The sequence below is a fragment of the Bacteroides sp. D55t1_190419_B8 genome, assembly GCF_015558905.1.
In the GTDB taxonomy this organism is placed as follows: domain Bacteria; phylum Bacteroidota; class Bacteroidia; order Bacteroidales; family Bacteroidaceae; genus Bacteroides; species Bacteroides vicugnae.
Window position 1 is genome coordinate 47,364 of sequence record NZ_JADMOU010000031.1, and the last position, 21,713, is coordinate 69,076.

The 21,713-nt window shown below is 38.7% G+C and carries 20 protein-coding genes; all 20 read left to right on the plus strand.

Annotated features, from left to right (window positions below; genetic code table 11):
- Nucleotides 1-654: 654 nt before the first annotated feature.
- The 20 genes from I2I13_RS20375 (at nt 655) to I2I13_RS20470 (ending at nt 21,553) form a co-directional block, all read left to right on the plus strand.
- Entirely contained in the window at nt 655-1,185 is a 531-nt protein-coding gene (locus I2I13_RS20375; protein ID WP_129733360.1) for a dihydrofolate reductase family protein, read from the plus strand.
- 55 nt (nt 1,186-1,240) lie between these two features.
- Nucleotides 1,241-1,729 (plus strand): RNA polymerase sigma factor, encoded by a 489-nt coding sequence (locus tag I2I13_RS20380; protein WP_129733359.1) that lies wholly within the window; start codon nt 1,241-1,243, stop codon nt 1,727-1,729.
- 11 nt (nt 1,730-1,740) lie between these two features.
- Nucleotides 1,741-2,526, plus strand: coding sequence for a FecR family protein (locus tag I2I13_RS20385; RefSeq protein WP_129733358.1), 786 nt, complete (start codon nt 1,741-1,743; stop codon nt 2,524-2,526).
- Nucleotides 2,527-4,956 (plus strand): carboxypeptidase-like regulatory domain-containing protein, encoded by a 2,430-nt coding sequence (locus I2I13_RS20390; RefSeq protein ID WP_129733357.1) that lies wholly within the window; start codon nt 2,527-2,529, stop codon nt 4,954-4,956. It begins immediately after the preceding gene.
- Nucleotides 4,957-5,048: 92 nt separating this feature from the next.
- On the plus strand, nt 5,049-5,399 hold the full coding sequence (locus I2I13_RS20395; RefSeq protein ID WP_129733356.1) for a hypothetical protein: 351 nt from the start codon (nt 5,049-5,051) through the stop codon (nt 5,397-5,399).
- A gap of 114 nt (nt 5,400-5,513) precedes the next feature.
- Entirely contained in the window at nt 5,514-5,945 is a 432-nt protein-coding gene (locus I2I13_RS20400; RefSeq protein WP_129733355.1) for a DUF6769 family protein, read from the plus strand.
- A 116-nt stretch (nt 5,946-6,061) separates the two neighbouring features.
- Nucleotides 6,062-6,856, plus strand: coding sequence for a phosphatase PAP2 family protein (locus tag I2I13_RS20405; RefSeq protein ID WP_129733354.1), 795 nt, complete (start codon nt 6,062-6,064; stop codon nt 6,854-6,856).
- A gap of 12 nt (nt 6,857-6,868) precedes the next feature.
- Nucleotides 6,869-7,600, plus strand: coding sequence for a glycosyltransferase family 2 protein (locus I2I13_RS20410; RefSeq protein WP_129733353.1), 732 nt, complete (start codon nt 6,869-6,871; stop codon nt 7,598-7,600).
- A 76-nt stretch (nt 7,601-7,676) separates the two neighbouring features.
- Nucleotides 7,677-8,261, plus strand: coding sequence for a lipid-A-disaccharide synthase N-terminal domain-containing protein (locus I2I13_RS20415; RefSeq protein ID WP_203558323.1), 585 nt, complete (start codon nt 7,677-7,679; stop codon nt 8,259-8,261).
- Nucleotides 8,258-9,280, plus strand: a complete 1,023-nt coding sequence (locus I2I13_RS20420; RefSeq protein ID WP_129733351.1) for an NAD-dependent epimerase/dehydratase family protein — start codon at nt 8,258-8,260, stop codon at nt 9,278-9,280. Before I2I13_RS20415 ends, I2I13_RS20420 begins: the two co-directional genes overlap by 4 nt.
- A gap of 23 nt (nt 9,281-9,303) precedes the next feature.
- Nucleotides 9,304-10,872 (plus strand): glycosyltransferase family 39 protein, encoded by a 1,569-nt coding sequence (locus I2I13_RS20425; RefSeq protein ID WP_129733350.1) that lies wholly within the window; start codon nt 9,304-9,306, stop codon nt 10,870-10,872.
- Between the two features lie 104 nt (nt 10,873-10,976).
- Entirely contained in the window at nt 10,977-11,588 is a 612-nt protein-coding gene (locus tag I2I13_RS20430) for a hypothetical protein (protein ID WP_129733349.1), read from the plus strand.
- Between the two features lie 101 nt (nt 11,589-11,689).
- Nucleotides 11,690-12,112 carry a Fur family transcriptional regulator gene (locus tag I2I13_RS20435; RefSeq protein WP_129733348.1) on the plus strand — a complete coding sequence of 141 codons (423 nt, stop codon included), beginning with the start codon at nt 11,690-11,692 and terminating at the stop codon, nt 12,110-12,112.
- A 46-nt stretch (nt 12,113-12,158) separates the two neighbouring features.
- Nucleotides 12,159-12,596 (plus strand): DUF6769 family protein, encoded by a 438-nt coding sequence (locus I2I13_RS20440; RefSeq protein WP_129733347.1) that lies wholly within the window; start codon nt 12,159-12,161, stop codon nt 12,594-12,596.
- A gap of 165 nt (nt 12,597-12,761) precedes the next feature.
- Complete coding sequence (locus I2I13_RS20445; RefSeq protein ID WP_129733346.1) at nt 12,762-14,087, plus strand: efflux RND transporter periplasmic adaptor subunit; 1,326 nt, start codon at nt 12,762-12,764, stop codon at nt 14,085-14,087.
- 20 nt (nt 14,088-14,107) lie between these two features.
- The gene (locus tag I2I13_RS20450) at nt 14,108-17,251 is read left to right on the plus strand and encodes an efflux RND transporter permease subunit (RefSeq protein ID WP_129733345.1); all 3,144 of its coding nucleotides are present in this window, start codon (nt 14,108-14,110) and stop codon (nt 17,249-17,251) included.
- Nucleotides 17,248-18,426: a TolC family protein gene (locus tag I2I13_RS20455; RefSeq protein ID WP_129733344.1), complete on the plus strand. Its 1,179-nt coding sequence runs from the start codon at nt 17,248-17,250 to the stop codon at nt 18,424-18,426. Before I2I13_RS20450 ends, I2I13_RS20455 begins: the two co-directional genes overlap by 4 nt.
- An 11-nt stretch (nt 18,427-18,437) precedes the next feature.
- Nucleotides 18,438-18,710 carry a hypothetical protein gene (locus I2I13_RS20460; protein ID WP_129733343.1) on the plus strand — a complete coding sequence of 91 codons (273 nt, stop codon included), beginning with the start codon at nt 18,438-18,440 and terminating at the stop codon, nt 18,708-18,710.
- A 12-nt stretch (nt 18,711-18,722) separates the two neighbouring features.
- Complete coding sequence (locus I2I13_RS20465) at nt 18,723-20,666, plus strand: heavy metal translocating P-type ATPase (protein ID WP_129733342.1); 1,944 nt, start codon at nt 18,723-18,725, stop codon at nt 20,664-20,666.
- 38 nt (nt 20,667-20,704) lie between these two features.
- The gene (locus I2I13_RS20470; protein ID WP_163176180.1) at nt 20,705-21,553 is read left to right on the plus strand and encodes an RteC domain-containing protein; all 849 of its coding nucleotides are present in this window, start codon (nt 20,705-20,707) and stop codon (nt 21,551-21,553) included.
- Nucleotides 21,554-21,713: the final 160 nt, after the last annotated feature.

Consider the following 21,713-nt stretch of genomic DNA (forward strand, 5'->3'; position numbering starts at 1 on the left):
TTATATAGAACTTGGAACAGGATAAGCATTTATTATCAACAAAAAAGGAGAATGATTTTACTCATTCTCCTTTGCGGTGCGGACGGGACTCGAACCCGCGACCGCAAAACGCATATATTCAGTGATTAAAAATCTTTTTTTGTTTATGTGGTACGAATTGGAGCAATATCCTTTTCTGCCTTATTTTCTTGGCAGTTCTGGCTGCTATTGACGCCAATTTGTCTGCATAAAACTTGGGTTCAAAGTTACTACAATTTTTGAAATCACCAAAGGTTTTGAAAAATAATCTTTTAGACGTAGTGCAAGGTGCAAGTTTATCTATATATAGATACTTGCACCTTGCACCAACAATCTCAACTGGAAAGACTTTAATACCTTAAACTAATTTGGTATCTTTGCACCAGATAAATAGAATTTTAGCGGATTAATTCCGTTTATATATAACATAACGTTCGCTGAACGTCTCGATACGAAAACTGGTAATTTTCAACTGAAAGGGACAGATAGCGCAATGTTCATGCTATACGAGAGTATGGCGTGGGCTTGCCTGTTTCTTTCAAAGGTATACCAGTACCTCGTATCGGAGCAGTGTGAGTTCCACGCTTCTTTTTTGAGATACAGCGAGCAATGGTATAAACAATTAAATTCAGTAGCATGAAAAAAATTATCCTTTACATCGCTGCATCACTTGACCAACGGATTGCAGAGCCAGGCGGCGGATTGGAATGGCTTACCGGATGCCCAAATCGTGAAAAGACAGATTACGGTTGCAAAAATCTATCAGCTTCGGTTGATACGGTTATTATGGGCGGTCGTACTTACCGTGAAATTATGAACATGGATGTAATTTGGCCATATTCGGAACAGATGGCTTATGTTGTATCCCACCATGAATGGGATACAAAGGAGAATGTACGTTTTATCACGGAGAATATTATTGAAACGATTTCTGAACTTCGCAATCAGGAAGGTAAAGATATTTGGTTAGTTGGAGGCGGAGAATTAATTTCAATGTTGCTCGCCGCAGATTTGATTGACGAAATGCAAATTTGCTACTTCCCCATAATTTTGGGCAAAGGCATATCTTTATTTCCTGAACAAAACAAGGAATCTAAGTGGGAAATAATAAAGACAAAAGTATATGATTCGGGTGTGTTGAAAGTTGATTACCAAAAATCTTTATAATTTCATGTAGGGTATTTATATCTTCATGCGGTATAATAGTAAAATGTCCAACTGGATGATAAGCAAAGCAGAGTTCAAACAATTATTCGATAAGTATTTTGATACGATTCGAAGTTTTATCTTCTATCGCTGTGGCGATAGGGATGCAGCATCGGATATGGCACAGGATGTCTTTATGAAGATTTGGGAGAAACGGGAACAACTGGATAACCTTAATTTAAAACCATTGCTTTATAAGATAGCAAACGATATGGTTATAAGCAATTATCGAAAAAGTTCTACCCGTTTAGATTATGAGGTGAGTATGAGTATTCAGATTGATAGTCCCTTGTCGCCCGAAGATGAATTAAACTTTGAAGAATTGGCATCTACTTATGCTAAAGCATTAGAAAAGATGCCGGAATTACAAAGGGTTGTTTTCCTGATGAGCCGGAATGATGAACTAAAGTATAGTGAAATAGCCCAATGTTTGGATATAAGCGTAAAAGCTGTCGAAAAACGGATGAGCGCTGCTTTGCAATTTCTTAGGACAGAACTATTATAATTAAAGAAGATATGAAAACGGATGATATTAAAATAACCCCTAAATGGAGTAAAAGCAAAGAAGATATTTGGGATAGTGTCTTTGAAGGATTGGAAGAAACTCCCAAAGTTATTGAAATGGCTCCCCGAAAAAGATCATTGTGGTTTTATGCGGCTGCATCTATTGCTGCAATAGCTATAATTCTACCCTCCATAGCATTTTTCTATACAAAAAATGAAGTTGCTGAAAGAGGTACACATCTGGCGGTGGTTTTACCCGACGGCTCTAAAGTAGATTTGAATGCCGAAAGTAAAATCGGCTATAAACCTCTCTGGTGGTTTATTTCCCGTGATGTAGAACTGAAAGGCGAAGCATATTTTGAAGTTGAAAAAGGAAGCACATTTGATGTACGTTCCGGGCAATACACTGTAAGTGTACTGGGAACAAGTTTTAATGTGTTTTCCCGTGCCGAAAATTTTAAGGTAACCTGTCTTACCGGAAAGGTGAATGTTTCGGATAAATCGGAATCAGTAATACTTACCCCGAATATGCAGGCATTATTAAGTAATGGCAAACTTACCACTAATGATGTCGAAGATGCGAAAGAATCTATTAATTGGAAACATGGTAAATTTGTTTTTGTTAGCGTACCTTTGCAAGATGTAATTCAGGAGATTGAAAGACAGTATGATATTGAAGTATTGCCTAATTCAAATCTGAATTATTCATATTCAGGTAATTTTACGAAAGCTAAAGATCCGAATGATGTGCTTAAAATAGTAGGTAAACCGTTCGGAATAGAATTTAAGATAAAGTAATTGAAGAAATTTATAGTTATACTTATAATAACCCTTACAGGCACAATTGCAGCTTTTTCACAAGAGCTGCATTTGGTCGTTAATGACAAGCCCCTTAACGATGTTCTGCGGGGATTACCCGTAGAAATTTCTTTTGATGATAATGCCCTTTCCCAATATAAGGTAACGGTCAATCGAAAATTTAATAATCCTCAAAGCGCACTTGATTTTTTGCTGAAAGATAAACCGTTTCGCCACGAAAATATAAACGGAGTTTATGTTATCGCTTCCTATACTGAAAAGATAGAGCAACCGCCTGTTGTTGAAGTTAAGCGGTACTATACGTTTTCAGGGACAATAAGGGATGCAGATAGCGAAGAAGGTTTACCTTACGCTTATATCACTACTCCCGAAAAGACCGTTTCAACTGATGAAGCAGGTTATTTTTCTTTCAAAACCGAGAAAAAAGGAAATCAGCGTGTACAAGTGCAGTATTTGGGCTATCAGGCACAAGATACTATTCTTTCTCCCGGACTAAACGAAATCCGGCTACAATCTGCTGTTTTTACTATGGATGAAGTAATCGTCAGTCCTGCTCCCGCCACAATGCTTATCCAATCCGGCAATAGTCCCGGCGAAATCCGCATCAATCATCAAATTTCAAAATATATTCCCGGAAGCAATGATAATTCCGTATTTAACCTTATGCGGATGATGCCCGGAGTAAGAGCATCGGGCGAGCCATCGGAAGACCTGATTGTGTGGGGCAGTAATATGGGTGAAAGCAAGATAACATACGACGGATATACGCTATTCGGTATAAAGAACTATAACGACCATATAGGTTCGGTCAATCCCTATATGGTAAAAGACATACGCATCTTGAAAGGCGGGTACGGCTCCAATCAGGGCGGACGTATCGGTGCCATTACGGAGATAACAGGTATAGACGGTAATTTTAATGCTCCGTCTGTAAAAGCAACTGTCAGCAATTATACAATGAACCTTTTTGCTTCGGTACCCTTGACAAAGAAATTGAATATCTCTGCTGCTTACAGGCAGACTTTCTATAACCTGTATAACAATGAGAATGTGGATTTATCCAATAGTGAAAATAATCCACAAACGATTTATTCAAGCATATATATAAAGCCTGATTACCATTTCAATGATGCCAATTTAAAGCTATCAGGAAAAGCATTTAAGGATGATTCCTATTACATCAGCCTGTATGGAGCTAATGACCGCTTTAAATACTCGGTAAATCAACCAAACGAGTATGATGTCAATGCTTCTGAAAAGAACAGGCAATATGGTGGGGCGGCTTCTTATAAACGGGTATGGGAAAACGGCTCAACTACAAAAGTTGTGGCTACATTCTCACGGCTTACCTCTTTGTTGGATAATCTCACAATACTGGGAGATAAAAAGCCGACAACAGACGATGTTAGTCATCTGGATAATGAGGTACAGGAGTTTTCGGTAAGACTTAACCATGACTTTAATATCGGAAGCCGTAACAAAGTACAAGTTGGCGGGGAGTGGCAACAATACAGGGTAAGTCTGAACGAGCTATGCGGAGAACTGGATAAGCCGACAGTCTATATTACAGATAATATATTATTGGATAATTTGACTTTAAGTGCAGGTGTACGGGTGGATATGCCATTGAATAAAAAAGTCTATGTACAGCCCCGTTTATCCGGCACATATAAAATATCGGAAGAACTAACTGCAACTGCTTCGTGGGGACTATACAATCAGTTTCTTACCCGTACCGCATACCAATATGATGAATCGGGATTTCAAACCGTATGGACTATGGCAGACAGTACCTTTACAAAGGCAATGCACACTACCGCAGGTATTGCATACAGTAAAAACGGCTTCTTGGTCAGTATGGAAGGATATTATAAGACTACAAAAAACAGTCAGTATTTTTTGGATAATACAGTCTATAAAATAGATAATACGATTTTAGGAGCAGACTTGTTTGCCAAAAAGCTAATCAGAAATCATACTTTATATGGCTCGTATTCCATCAACCGCCTTAGTAAACCGCAAAACGAACTTTCGCATGAAATAAAAGTCGGAGGTATCGGGGCATTCGATCCTTTCTATTTTTCGTTGAGTTATGTTTATGGTACAGGCTTTTCTTATATTTCCACTGGAGGGCACGGACATGGACAAGGCAATGAGGAAGGACAGCATGGCTCCGAACACGAACATACGGATTATTCCGATGAGCCATACAGCCGCTTTGATATAGGTGCTACATACAGGGCACAAATAAAGAAAGTAAGGCTGCAAGCAGGCGTATCGCTATTGAATGTGTTTGGTACTAAGAATATAAAATACAACTATCAGATTTCCGGTCAAAATACTGCAACAAATATCTTCACAAAAGCAACTCCATTTACTCCAACGGTATTTCTTGAAATTATTTTTTGATTTATGGTAGGGTAAACCCTGCTTTATGCGGTTACTATTACGAAAGCGCTTCAGAAAAAAACAAAGTACAAATTCGTAAATTAGTAGATCAAATGAAAAAGTTATTTTATTCGTTGGCAGTAGTTTTATTTGCAGTAACATTCGTTGCTTGCAGTAATGACGACCATGAAGATTTTGGGACATCAGCAAAACAAGATATTGAAGCCAGAGCTGCGGCTTTAGGATTTGATGATGTTGCAGCTTACCAAGCAAGTGTAGCAGAGCAATGTTCAGCGGGAAATCATGAAAATTGTGATATTTATAACGATGGCACTCACGAAGCCTGCGCATATTCCGACCATTCAGGGAAAAACCATGACGGCACCCATCACAATGGAACCGATCATGGAACACATGACAAAGATGGTCATTCACACGGTTCGCATGATGGTAAACACCATTAATAACCTTTATGTACGATGGGATTCAATAAAGGGGAAACAATTTCTTTATTGAATCCCTTTTTTAAAACACATTGCCTATAATAAAATTATCTAACCACAGTTAAGATATTAAGTTTGAAAAATAAATGTTCCATATCCGCTATTGTACTCTCAACCATACTATTTTTGGTTTTTGCAGTTATTCCACATCATCATCATGGTGGGAAAGCCTGCATTGTTATCGAGTTGTGTGAGTTGGATAATGCAATAAACGATGAACATACACATCACAGCGATACGGATAGTGAGCAAAATCACGATGAAACCTGTATTGCTAAATCAAAATTCATCATTCCTACATCTGTTGATGAAACAAAACTAAAAGTATCAGATAATCAAAATGATACTGTTTTATTTCCTATCTTTTTCCTTGTTGGAAATTTATTTAATTATAGTTTAGATAGTTCATTTATCGAATCTGATTACGGTGAGTATATACTAAGCTATAAATCCGCAGCAGCAAATCAATTTCATGGTTTGCGGGCACCTCCTTTCACCTTTTCATAACAGAAAGACTAAATTATAGTCTTTATCCTTTGTGCTTGTAATCTATCTTCCGGTAGATACTAAGCCACCGCTATATCTAATTTTCCGAACAATCCCAAAAAAATAATATAAATAAGATGTTTTTAAAATTGACAAAAGCATTGTGTACCATTGTGTTATTACTTTCGGTTTCACTCCCAAATGCTTATACCCAAACAAATAATAACACGCTTTCTGAAAGCGATAGTATTCAGGTAAATGACTATAAATTCTCATATAAACAATTAATAATACCTGCATCCCTGATGTTGTACGGAACAATAGAAGCAACATTAGCGCCCAAAAATCGCCTATTAAACTATGCCATAGGGCATGAAGTAATAACACACAAACCTGAAAAGTTTCAGATTGATGATATAACGCAATATGTACCTGCGGCGAGTGTATATGCTTTAAACTTAGTCGGGATAAAAGGCAAACACAATTTCAAAGACAGGACGATTATTTTAGGAATGGCAAGCCTGTTCACGGCGGCTTCAGTGAATGGTTTAAAATATACGGCACGAGTTGAAAGACCAGATAAATCCGCAAAAAATTCTTTTCCGTCAGGGCATACGGCAATCGCTTTTATGGGTGCTGAATTTCTTTGGCAAGAATATAAAGATGTTTCAATCTGGTATGGAATAGCGGGATATACTATCGCTGCGGGAACCGGAGCATTCCGCATATACAATAATAAGCACTGGGTAGGCGACGTCGCATTCGGTGCCGGGCTTGGCATATTAAGTACAAAACTTGCCTATTGGCTCTATCCTACTGTTGAAAAGAAAATATTTAAAGGTGGTCAGGAGAAAAAGAACAAACGAAATCTTGCTTTTTACCCCTATTACACAGGTCAGCAGGGTGGTTTATCGCTTTCAATGCAATTTTAAAATATAAATGATATGAACTCTACAAAAGATTATGATTTAACCATAATAGTTCCTGTTTATAATGAAGAAGAAAATATAAACAAACTTGAAAAGGAACTATCTGAATATGTATGTTCTTCATCAGTAAAAACCTGCATACTATTCGTTGATGATGGATCGAAAGACCAAAGCAAAACATTGATACAGGAAGTGTGTCAGCGAAACCGTCATCTTTTTTATATAAGTTTTGCTCGAAATTGCGGATTAAGCGCAGCTATAAAAGCAGGGATAGATATAGCCCAGTCGTCATTTGTCGGATATATAGATGCTGATTTACAAACAGCGCCTAAAGATTTTGAACTTTTATTGCCATATAGAAATGAATATGAAATGGTAATGGGTATCCGTACAGGACGCAAAGATAGTTTAGGAAAAAAACTATCGTCGAAAATAGCCAATAGTTTTCGCCGCATGATGACTAATGACGGCATAGAAGATACGGGGTGTCCACTAAAAATTATTCATACCGAATACGCTAAACGCATTCCGATGTTTACGGGGATGCACCGTTTCCTACCTGCTCTCCTTCAGTTACAACATGGCAGGGTAAAGCAGGTTCCTGTTAGGCATTTTGAACGTACCGCAGGTCAATCAAAATTTCATTTATGGAACAGGTTGGTTAGTCCTTTTATGGATTGCTTTGCTTTCCGATGGATGAAGAAACGGTACATAAACTATACTATTGAAAAAGAAGGTATTAATTAAGCCATAGCAAAAAGTGAATAACGACATTTGGTATTTTGTTTTAGGTTTTTTAGCACAGGGGTTATTTTCTGCCAGAATGCTTATTCAGTGGATTTTATCGGAAAAGGCTAAAAAAGTTGTATCTCCGACTATCTATTGGCAGTTAAGTTTATTAGCTTCTATATTATTTTCTATATATGGGTGGCTAAGGGGAGATTTTGTAATAATTCTCGGACAACTATTCTCCTATTATATCTATATATGGAATTTGAATAGTAAAAACAACTGGAAAAAAATCCATTTAGCTATAAGAACAGTAATTCTCTTAATACCTGCTGCCGCACTTTGCTATGTGCTATATAACAATGAAGTAAGCATTGACAGGTTATTTTCAAATATATCGTTATGGTTACTTCTATTTGGTTCCGCAGGTCAGATAATTTTCACTTTCCGCTTTGTTTATCAATGGTGGCATTCAAGATTGAGAGGTGAATCTGTCCTTCCCTTAAACTTTTGGCTGTTGAGTATAATAGGTTCTCTGATAACTATTGCATACGCAATATTCAGAGAAGATCCGGTATTGCTTATTGGTCAAAGTTTTGGTTTTATCACATATTCCAGAAATGTGTGGTTGATTATAAAAAACTGTAATGAGGATGAATCTAAAAAAGAGATTAAATGAAAATATTAGTTACAGGCAGTGCAGGATTTATCGGATTTCACTTGGTAAAAGCATTGGTTGAAAATAAAGAGAATTTCGTTGTGGGAATAGATAATATAAATGACTATTACGATGTAAACCTAAAATATGGCAGGTTGTCTGAATGTGGAATAGGAAAAGAGGATATAACAGAAAATGAAGTAGTCCATAGTTCATTTTATTGCAATTATGATTTTGGAAAGATTGATCTTACGGACTTTATACAATTAGGTGTTCTTTTTAAGAAGTATCAATTTGATTATGTTATCAATCTGGCAGCACAAGCGGGGGTTCGGTATTCTTTAGAAAATCCCCATGCTTATATCAACTCTAACATTCTTGGCTTTGTAAATATCTTAGAGTGTTGCAGGCATAATAATATCAAGCATCTTATATATGCTTCCAGTTCTTCGGTTTATGGATTGAACAATAAAATTCCTTTTAAGGAATCTGCCACAGTTGATAATCCTGCCAGTTTTTATGCTGCAACAAAAAAAAGTAATGAACTGATGGCTCATTCTTATAGTCATTTGTTCAATTTGCCCTCCACAGGAATAAGACTTTTTACTGTATATGGAGCATGGGGAAGACCTGATATGGCTCCGATGATTTTCGCAAGATCTATTCGGGAGGGCAGAACAATCAAGGTTTTTAATAATGGGGATATGCTTAGAGATTTCACCTATATAGATGATGTTATAAAAAGCATCGTCTTACTCTTGGATAAAACTCCGGATAAAAATTCAGATTCCGCTTTCTATCAGATTTTTAATATCGGCAATTCAAAGCCAGTTAATTTACTCCAGTTTATAGAAGCGATTGAATATGAAATGCAAAAAGACGCTCATTTGGAAATGTACCCTTTTCAATCCGGTGATGTAAAGGAAACCTATGCTGATATAAGCAAATTGACCAGATACATTCATTATAAGCCCAAAACAGTATTACCGGAAGGAATAAAATCATTTATTGAGTGGTTTAACTCAATGGAAAATCAATAGGTGTTAATCCTTAATTATTAACTATGACATTAAAACGATTATTTACGATTGACCACATCTACTATATTCTTGTTTTTGCATTAATGTTCCCATTAATCCTACTCCGGGATTATACGCCTGCAAACGAACTTAGATATTTGAATATAGTTGATGATGCCTTAAAAACAGGGAATTTTTTCTCATTTTATAATCATGGTGAAATATATGCCGATAAACCGCCTTTATATTTCTGGATTATAATGCTCGGAAAAAAGATATTCGGAAGTCATCAAATATGGTTCTTGTCGCTATTCTCATTACTACCCGCTTTTGTCATTCAGTTTACGATGGACAGGTGGACACGAGCTGAACTTCCAAACGAATATCAATCCAGTGCAAAACTATTATTGTTCACAAGCGCTCTATTTATGGGTGGAGCCATTATTCTAAGAATGGATATGTTAATGTCTATGTTTATAACATTGGCATTATATGTTTTTTATAGAATGTATTCAGGCAGAGAGAGAAAATATGATAAGTATTTGCTTCCTCTTTGTATTTTCCTCGCAATATTCAGTAAAGGGCCAATCGGAATAATTATTCCGGTAGTCTCTATACTGACATTTCTAACTATAAAAGGGAAAATTAAGGATAGTGGAAAATATTTAGGGTTTAGAACTTGGGGAATACTCTTATTGCTTTGTTCTGTTTGGTTCAGCTTAGTGTGGGTTGAAGCGGGAAATAGTTATTTGAACGATTTACTCTTTAATCAGACATTCAACCGTGCTGTTAGCTCATTCCATCATAAGGAGCCGTTCTATTATTATTTTCAGGTATTTTGGTATTCCTTCGCTCCTTGGTCAATTTTATTCTTTGCCCTTATCCTGTTAGGGATTAAAAATAAGCTGATAAAAACAGATATAGATAAATTGTTTTTGACTGTTGTTTTAACGTCATTTCTTGTCTTATCTATTGTAAGTGCAAAGATTGAAATTTATATGTTGCCTGTATTTCCTTTTGTGGCTTATCTGTCAGTTATTATATTGATGAGATTAAAGAATAAGAAATGGATTGTATATTTTATGATAGCGTTATCTCTCATAGCAATAATGGCTTTGCCGTTGTTTTTATTGAGTAAAAATGATATTACATTTTCTTGGTTGAATGAAATTCACACTTCCATAATATGGGGATTAATTTCACTTGCTCTATTTGGATTCCTTTCTTTATATTTTCTGATTTTCCGAAAGAATATAATTCGTTCGATTAACAGCATATCAATAGGGATTTTAACCGTGATATTTATTGTATCCTTTGAAATGCCTTTTCTGAACAGCTATGTCGGTTATGAAAATATGTGTAAGAGTGGGATTGAGTTATCAGAAAATTCAAAACAATACATTGTTTATGGAATCCGCCGTCCAGAGAATATGAAAGTATATTTAGGAGAGAGTGTTATCATAGCTGAAAAGGATGATATTATGTCCGATATTTATGGCGGTTCAATACTTTTTATTTCTGATAGAGCATTGAGAAAAGATTTTTCATTACGGGAGTATATTGAGAAAAAGCCCTCTACAAAAATAGGAGATAATCTTGTGGTAAAATTATGAGAAGTGTCTTTCTCCGTTCAAGTTAAAAATTATTTTATTTTTTGGTAGGGTATAATTACTCTTATGCGGTATATTAACATATAACATTTTAACAATAAAGGAATATGAAAAGAGTATTTTATTCATTAGCGGTTCTCGCATCGGTTATCACATTCGTTTCTTGTAGCCAGGATGATGATAGCAACTTTGGAGATATAGATCAAAGTTTGGAGCTTCGTGCATCTACACTCGGTTTTTCAAATGGCGATATCTACAAAAGCAGCGTGCTGAATCAGTGTGCTGCCGGAAATCACGAAAACTGCGATATACTTGCAGACGGAACACATCAGGTTTGTACAAATTCCCAACATTCAGGAATTAAACATGACGGTACCCATCACAATGGCACAGGCACAGGACATGGAGGAAATAACCATGATTCCAATACCTGCATGGATGTAAGCCACAATCATAACAACACACAAAACCACGATGTGAATACTTGTACTGATGCAAACCATAATCACAATAACGGACAAAACCATGATGTGAATACTTGTACAGATACAAGCCATAATCACAATGGAGAACAAAACCATGATGTGAACACTTGCACTGATGCAAGTCATAATCACAATGGGGAACAAAATCATGATGTGAATACCTGTACTGATAAGAGCCACAATCACAATGGAAGTGCCGATGGCTCTCATAATAAGGGCAACCATCATAATTAAGATATTATATGCAAAAAGGATGTGCAGTGATTTTAAAATCAGCATCATTTGACACATCCTTTTTGTTATAGAATAAATAACATAAATAATCTTTGAAATACGTGGACGATTTTATCATAAAATTATTAGAAGGAAAAGGCATAAAGCCCACATCTACACGGATTTTAGTATGGGATACAATGCTAAAGTTCACCGAAGCATTCAGTTTAGGGGACTTAGAGAAAAAATTATTGAGCATTGATAAATCGACTATTTCTCGTATAATTCACCTCTTTAATGATAATGGGCTGATTCATAAATTTGACGACGGATCAGGTTCGGTTAAATATTCGGTTTGTCAGGAGGATTGCGGTTGTAGTGAAGGTGATTATCATTTACACTTTTACTGTAACTACTGTAAAAAGGCATTTTGTTTGGAAAACGTGCCTGTTCCTCAAATAGAACTACCGGGAAATATGGAATTGGAGAGCGTTAATTTCGTAATTAAAGGCTATTGCGGAAAATGTGATAAGATTGCAACTTAGTTGCATGACTTTTTATTTTATCTTTGCACAGGTAAAAAAAGATTTAGTGAAACGAATTATTTCCATATCGTTTGTTGCATTGTCAAGTTTAGTATTACTGATACTTGCAATAGTACCACATCATCATCATGAGGGATTGGTGTGTATTGTTATGGAGATATGCGAACAGGATAATCAGGTAAACGATGAACATACAGACCATCGTGAGTTACCTAATGACAGTGACCATGAACAATCTTGTATTGCTGAATCTAAATATACTTCACCCAAAACGACAAATGAAACTAAGTGCAAGGTTTCTTCTTGTCAAAACCATGATCTTACACATTTATTCCCGATATTCTTTTTAGCTGCGGATTTCTTAATCTACGATTCGGGAGAATCAACCTCCGACTTTGAGTACGGAGAATTTATTTCATTCTATAAATCCGCAGAAGCAAACCAATTTCACGGTTTACGCGCCCCTCCTTCCATAATTTCCTGATGTTTTGACTTACAGGCTGTAAGTCATGCTGCTTTGTGCATTTGGATATGTTCAAGGCATAGGGTATTGGTATATACATATCAACCCATAAAAATCAATATTTCTCACGAGAAGCAAAGCAAATATCAGGATATGCTTTACTTCCCCCAATAATTAAAAAATAAAATGAAAACGTACATAATAGGATTATTCGTTGTTATCGCAATATTATTAACCGGATGCAATTCCGGTCAGGGAAAAAACAATCAAAAATCAAGTGATAAACATGAGCATGTTGATGGTGATGGACATGACCATTCTAATGAGAAAGAGCATGAACACTCCGAAGGTGATGGACATGACCATTCAAACGATAAAGAACATAAACATACTGACGGCGATGGGCATGACCACGCTAACGAGAAAGATCATAAGCACTCCGAGGGCGACGGACATGACCACGGAGCAGAAGCAATGGAAGACAGCCATTCGGATGAAATACTTTTCACCAAACAGCAAGCGCAACTTGTTGGATTGAAGACAGAAACCGTTGCTCTTGGTAGTTTCTACAATTCCATTAAAACCAGTGGACAGATACAAGCCTCGCAGGGTGATGAAGCTGTTATTGCAGCTACTTCCAACGGTATTGTATCTTTCACCAATCCGTCCATAACAGACGGTACAGCCGTACAAGCCGGACAATCCATTGTAACTATTTCAGCAAAGAAACTGTTGGAAGGCGATCCGTCCGTAAAAGCGCGGATTGAATACGAAACTGCACAGAAAGAGTTCCAACGTGCCGAATCATTGGTAAAAGACCAGATTATTTCCGCTAAGGACTTTGAACAGGCTCGTTTGCGTTATGAAACAGCGAAAACAGTATATCAGGCACAGGCAGGCAATATGACAGCCACCGGGGTAAGCGTTACAGCTCCCATTGCCGGATATATTAAGAACAGGCTTGTTGCACAGGGGGAATACGTTTCAGTAGGTCAGCCCATTGCAACTGTATCGCAGAATAGGCGTTTGCAGCTACGAGCCGAAGTATCAGAGAACAATTTCAAGATACTTAAAAGCATCAGTAGTGCTAACTTTAAGCCTGCCTATGACAATCAGGTATATAAACTTTCGGAACTTAACGGCCGGCTTTTATCTTTCGGTAAAGCATCCACTGACCAATCTTTCTATATTCCTGTTACATTCGAGTTTGATAACGTGGGCGATATTATTCCCGGAGCATATACCGAAGTATATCTGCTTTCGACCTTACAGGATAATGTAATATCCGTTCCCGTTTCTGCTATTACCGAAGAACAGGGACTTAACTTCGTGTATCTGCAAATAGGCGACGAAGAATATAAGAAACAGGAAGTAACCCTCGGACAGAATAACGGCGAAAGAGTGCAGATCCTTTCAGGTCTTCAACGCGGAGCCAAAGTAGTTACCAAAGGAGTATATCAGGTGAAACTGGCAGCAACTTCTTCAGTAATGCCCGAAGGACATAGTCACTAACCATTAAAACACGAATCAGTATGTTGAACAAGATAATAAAATTCTCGCTGAACAACCGTGTCGTTGTTTTAGTGGCATCCCTGCTGCTTATGCTGGCAGGAACCTATACAGCCGTCAATATGGAAGTCGATGTATTTCCCGACCTCAATGCACCCACCGTTGTGGTGATGACAGAGGCACGAGGTATGGCTCCCGAAGAAGTCGAACGGCTCGTTACTTTCCCTGTCGAAACCGCCCTGAACGGTGCTACTGATGTACGCCGTGTGCGTTCATCCTCTACCACAGGCTTTTCTATCGTATGGGTAGAATTTAACTGGGGAACGGACATCTACCGTGCCCGTCAGATTGTATCCGAAAAGTTAGCCGTTGTCAATGACCAGTTGCCGTCTAACGTTGGTAATCCGACGTTGGGGCCGCAATCGTCCATACTGGGTGAGCTTATGATTATCGGAGTAACCGCCGATTCAACCTCATTACAGGATTTGCGGACATTATCTGACTGGACTATCCGCCCCCGTTTATTATCAACAGGTGGAGTGGCACAGGTAACCGTTCTCGGTGGTGAAATCAAGGAATACCAGATATTGCTCGATCCCGGAAAGATGAAACATTACAACATCGGACTCAATGAAGTAATCGACGTCGTTACCGAAATGAACCAGAACGCCGCAGGTGGTGTATTGTATGAATACGGAAACGAATTTATCATCCGTGGCGTGCTTTCAACAAATAAAATACCATCATTGGGAAAAGCTGTTATCAAAACAGTAAACAATGTTCCTATCCTGATAGAAAACATTGCTGAAGTAAAAATAGGAGATAAAGCACCTAAACTGGGTATGGCATCCAACGACGGCAAAGCTGCCGTATTGATAACTGTTACCAAGCAACCGGCTACAAGTACGCTCGAATTGACAGACAAACTTGACGCTTCGCTTGCCGATTTACAGAAACAGCTTCCGGCAGATGTGAAGATAACAACCGACATCTTTCGTCAGGCACGTTTTATAGACAACTCCATCAATAACGTACAGAAATCATTGTACGAAGGGGGTATCTTCGTGGTTATCGTTTTCGTTATCTTCCTGATGAACGCACGTACAACCATTATATCACTTGTAACGATACCGTTGTCATTAGTCTTTGCAATACTCTCCTTAAAATTCATGGGGCTTACTATTAATACCATGAGCCTCGGAGGTATGGCTATTGCTATTGGCTCGCTTGTGGATGATGCCATTGTCGATGTAGAAAATGTGTTCAAGCGATTGCGGGAGAACAGGCAGAAACCAAAGGAACTGCAAAAAACCGTACTCAACGTCGTGTTCGATGCTTCCAAAGAAGTGCGTATGCCAATTCTATACTCCACATTTATCATCATCGCCAGCTTCGTTCCCTTGTTCTTCCTTTCTGGAATGGAAGGTCGTATGCTTGCACCGTTAGGAGTAGCCTTTATTATGGCATTGATAGCTTCTACCGTAGTAGCCTTAACCCTTACTCCAGTATTGTGTAGCTACCTGTTGGGTAAACCACGAAAAGATGATAAACCGGAACGTGAACCGTATATAGTAAGGAAACTGAAAATCGTTTACGAGGTAGCCCTTAAATGGACACTCAAATACAAGAAATGGGTACTTGGCGGAACAGGTGTTGTTTTAGTGATTGCCGTTATCATTTTCTTCTCATTAGGTCGTAGCTTCCTGCCGCCATTCAATGAGGGTTCATTTACCGTAAGCATCAGTAGTATGCCCGGTATATCGCTTGAAGAATCCGACAAGATGGGGCGTATAGCAGAAGATATCTTGCTTTCCATACCCGAAGTTCAAACCGTAGGACGGAAAACAGGACGTGCCGAACTCGATGAACACGCACTCGGTGTAAACGTATCGGAAATCGAAGCACCGTTCATCCTCGATAAACGTTCCAAAGATGAAGTGCTTGCCGAAATACGCGAAAAGATAAAAGTGTTGCCGGGAGTGAATATAGAAATAGGCGCACCCATTTCGCACCGTATCGACGCTATGTTATCCGGTACACGTGCCAACATCGCTATCAAGTTGTTCGGAACAGACCTCAATAAAATGTTCTCCATCGGTAACCAAATAAAAGCAAACATTCAGGACATTGAAGGTATTGCCGATCTGAACGTAGAACAACAAGTGGAACGTCCGCAGTTGAAGATAGAACCCAAAAGGGAAGTAATGGCGAAATACGGCATAACCTTACCCGACTTTGCGAAGATTGTAAACGTCATGCTCGCAGGTGAAGTCGTTTCACAGGTGTACGAAGAAAACCGCTCGTTCGACCTTACCCTAAAAGTAAACGACGATAGCCGTGAAACAGCCGAAAGGATAAAGAACCTTATTGTTGATGCCAACGGACGTAAAATTCCATTGAGTAATATAGCCGAAATAACATCGTCCACAGGCCCCAACACCATCAATAGGGAAAACGTTGCCCGTAAGATTGTAATATCGGCTAACGTTGCCGGACGTGACCTGCGCGGAGTAGTAAATGACATTCAGGACATCGTAAACGAAAAGATAGAACTGCCCGAAGGTTATCATATTGAGTACGGCGGACAGTTTGAGAGCGAACAGGCAGCATCACGCACCCTGCTTATTACCTCAATCTTCTCCATTCTTGCTATTTTCATGCTTCTGTTTGCGCAGTTTAAGAGCATAAACCAGTCCGTTGTTATCCTGCTTAACCTGCCGCTTGCCCTTATCGGCGGAGTGTTTGCCATTTTCTTTACTAACGGCGTTCTGAGCATACCGGCTATTATCGGGTTTATCTCCCTGTTCGGTATCGCTACACGTAACGGTATGTTGCTTATCTCACGATACAACGACCTTGTGGCAGAGGGGTATAGCAAACTTGATGCGGTAATGACCGGCTCGTTAGACCGTCTAAACCCCATCTTGATGACCGCATTAACCTCCGGTCTTGCACTGATACCGCTTGCATTGGGTGGTGATTTGCCGGGTAACGAAATACAAAGTCCGATGGCAAAGGTTATCCTGGGCGGATTGCTCACATCGACTTTGCTCAACGGCTTTATTATTCCTATCATGTACTTAATTACAAACAGGAAAGTAGTTGAAACCGAAATTCTGGACAACGAGGAACCTGAAGTAAACAACACTAAATTAGAATTAGAATGAGAACAATCATAATAACCATGTTGGTACTCTTCGCAGGCATAACGCTCAATGCGCAGAATAATATCAACCCTGTATTGTCTTCGATAGAAGAGAACAATACAACCCTGAAAGCCCTCCGCGAACAAGTTGAAGCGGATAAGCTGCAAAACAAAACGGGCATCTTCCTTGATGATCCGGAAGTGGGCTTCAATTATCTCTGGGGTAACCCTTCAAATATAGGTAATCGTACCGATTTTAGCGTATCGCAGACATTCGACATTCCCACCATTACGGGAATGAAAAGTCGGTTAGCAAACGGTAGAAACAACCTTGTGGAATGGCAGTACAAAGCCGACCGTATGAATATATTGCTCGAAGCAAAACAATACTGCATTGAACTGATATATTACAATTCCCTGCTTAAAGAACTTTATTTGCGTCTGGAACATGCAGAAACCATTGCCAAAGGTTATAAAGACCGTATGGACAGGGGCGACGTAAGTATCTTGGAGTACAACAAAGTAAACCTGAACCTTTCTACCATACAAGGAGAAATATCGCGCATGGAAGTAGAACGTGATGCACTCCTTGCCCAGTTGAAAAGGCTGAACGGCGGTATCGACGTAGTCTTTAATGATGCAGACTACGGCAGCCGTGAGCTTCCGTTGAACTTTAACGACTGGTATGTACAAGCCGAAGATAAAAACCCGGTGTTGGCATACGTGCGTAACGAAATCGAAGTAAGCCAGAAACAGGTATCACTAAGCAAAGCGATGAACCTGCCTAAGTTTACCGCCGGATACATGAGTGAAAAAGTAGTCGGACAACGGTATCAGGGTGTGTCGCTTGGTATATCCATACCGCTATGGTCGAATAAAAATCAGGTGAAACAGGCAAAGGCATCTGTTGCTGCTGCCCAAAGCCGCGAAGCCGATACCAAGCAACAGTTTTTCAGCCAACTGCAAATACAGTATTCCAAAGCAATGGGACTGAAAACTACTGCCGACAAATATCGTAAATCGCTGGCAAACGTAAATAATACCATCCTGTTGAAAAAAGCACTTGATGCGGGTGAAATATCCTTGCTTGATTACATGGTTGAAATGGGATTGTACTACGACAACGTAAACCAGACGCTTGCAGCCGAAAGGGATTATCAACTGGCATTTGCCGAACTTGCAGCCGTAGAACTCTAAAAAATGATGTCATGAAAAGACAGCAAAAGAAAAAAAAGAGTAAGGTCATTGCAAAGAAAAAAATGATTAGTTCAAGAGCAAAAAAATGGATTGTAGCGTTAAGTATAACCATTGGGATTACATTAGGTTTTTTGTTATGGTATTATGTAACCAGATGTCCCCATCATCATTGTTTCTTTCATAGATGGCCGTTAAAGGAAGTCTTATTCTTTGGGACTTTGTTTACACTATTACCATTTGTGTTTTTGAATGAGGAATTGTATAAAAAGAAGTATAAACGATAAATTAAAATAATTATGGGAAATTGCAATGATGGGGCTTGTGTTATAGACAAGACCAAACAGGAAATGGATACCTCACAGAAAAGAGGTTACATCCGGGCGGCTATCTCCTTTGTGATGCTGATTGCAGGCATCATCTTTTCCGCTGTCGGGCTTTCGTTCTTTGCCGATAAGTGGGTACAACTCGCATGGTATATCATCGCTTATATTCCGGTAGGCTTACCGGTGATAAAAGAAGCATGGGAAGCCATTCGCCAGAAAGACGTATTCAGCGAGTTTACATTGATGAGTATAGCTACCATCGGGGCGTTCTTTATCGGAGAATACCCCGAAGGCGTTGCAGTAATGCTGTTCTATGCCGTAGGCGAACTCTTTCAGGATGCAGCGGTAAACCGTGCAAAAAGGAGCATTAGTGCATTACTTGATGTCCGACCAGAAACAGCGACAGTTATTAAGATGGATAAAACTGAAATAATGTCGCCGGAGAATGTAAATGTAGGTGATATTGTGGAAGTCAAGGTAGGCGAAAGAGTGCCTCTTGACGGAATTTTACTGAATGAATCGGCATCTTTTAATACTTCGGCATTAACTGGAGAGAGTGTTCCCAGAACGATACGGAAAAATGAGGACGTATTTGCAGGTATGATACTTACCGACAATGTTTCAAGAATTGAAGTAACGAAACCATTTGGTATGAGTGCTTTGGCTCGTATTCTTGACCTTGTTCAGAACGCCACAGAAAAAAAGGCACCCGCAGAACAGTTCATACGCAAATTTGCCCGCATCTATACTCCGATAGTGGTGGCACTGGCTGCGCTTATAGTGTTATTACCACTGGCATACTCTGCTATTAATCCGGCATTCAATTTTGTGTTGTACGACTGGGTTTATCGTGGATTGGTATTCCTCGTTATTTCCTGCCCGTGTGCTTTGGTTATCAGCATACCGTTGGGCTACTTTGGTGGTATCGGGGCGGCAAGCCGTAAAGGAATACTATTTAAAGGAAGCAACTATTTGGAAGCCATTACCAAAGTAAATACGGTGGTGATGGATAAAACCGGAACACTGACACAGGGAGTTTTCAAGGTACAAAAGATTGTTCCGGCAGATTTTCTGCTCGAAACAGACCTTGTGAATTTAGTGGCTTCGGTTGAAACGCAAAGTACGCATCCCATAGCGAAAGCTATTGTGGAATATGCAAAAGAGCAGAATATCGAAGTAATTAAGCCGGAGATTGTGAATGAAATCGCAGGGCACGGCTTACAGGCTTCTATCAATGGTAAAATAGTTCTTGTGGGTAATCCTAAATTATTGATAAAAAACAATGTAGAGTTCCCGCCGGAAATAGCGACTATACCCGAAACGATTGTTGTTTGCGCTATCAATGGCATCTATTCCGGATATATTCTGGTAGCCGATGCTCCGAAAGAGGATGCAGCTACAGCCGTGAACGCTTTGCGTGAGTTAGGAATTAAGAATATTGTAATGCTGTCAGGAGATAAACAGGCCATCGTTTCGCAGCTTGCCACAGAGTTGAACGTTACGCAAGCGCATGGCGATCTGCTGCCCGAAGGAAAGGTTGAGTATGTAGAGCAGTTGAAGTCCGATCCGGGTAATAACATTGCTTTTGTAGGCGATGGGATAAACGATGCGCCTGTTCTTGCCATGAGCGACGTAGGCATTGCAATGGGTGGACTGGGTAGCGACGTTGCCATAGAAACGGCAGACGTTATTATTCAGACAGACCAACCGAGCCGGATAGCAACGGCTATAACAATAGGCAAAGCTACACGCCGAATTGTTATACAGAATATAAGTCTGGCTTTTGGTGTAAAGCTCATTGTGTTGATTTTGGGTGCAGGAGGTGTTGCAACCTTATGGGAAGCGGTATTTGCTGATGTTGGGGTATCGTTATTGGCGATATTGAACGCTATTAGGATTTTGAAAATGAAATTTTAATTATGCCCTGTTGGGGTTTGTACCTAAAATATAGCCTTATGAATAAACACGTCAATACTATAATCGAAAAAGTGAATGATCAGCTTGAAGCTATTGAACTGGAAGAAGAAGCCTCTTTAAGAAAAGCTAAAAAAGCAGTTTTGTTGCTAAAAGGAATTATGCAACAGCTAAAGATGAAACTGAACGATTATAAGTTCAAAAGTGATGATGAAGAAATATGTTTTTTTAAAGAGTACAAACCCCAACTTTTCAGCAAATTAATCTATTACTCGGAGATTTATAAGATAGAAACTAATCGACCGACTGGAAGTGATACGGCACAGAAAAATTATATAATAAGGGAATTAGACAGGATAAAAGATTATTTTGATAAAAACTTAGATTTCTACCAGTATTACAGGACAGAGAAGACTCATCTTGACCGTTATTATTTTCTTCGGGTAGAGCCGAATATTGAACTTAATGTAGATTGCTTCTACTTTGAAAGGGATAATAATTTTTCTACCAGTTTTGATTACAAAGTTTCTAAAATATTAGCCAATGAGATGCTCCGTATTTATCTCAATGCTGAATTAAATAAACTGGAAAAACATCCTGAAAACGAAATGGATAACTCTAAATTTCCCCGTATAAAACATACTTGGACAGGAACTAAAACAGAACTTGTCGAACTGATTTATGCTATATATGCAAAAGGAAGCATAAATTATGGAAACATTGATATTAAAGAGTTGATAGATTATTTCTGTAATGTTTTCAATACCGATGCCGGAGAGTTTTACCGCATCTATTTGAATATCAGAAACCGGAAAGAAAGCCGGACTTTATATCTTGATTCATTGCGAGATAGCCTTAACAAAAAAATGGATGATGACGATAACAGGTAAAATGTCAGGTGGTCAATAAAAAAACAGCAGAAGTAATTATAAAAATCAATTCATTATCAATAAGTTATGAGAAAATCAATATAAAGATGATATAAAGTTTATCTTAACGGATTTTCCCTCTTTTAGCCCTGAAAAACTATCATTTTCAGGGCTTTTTTAC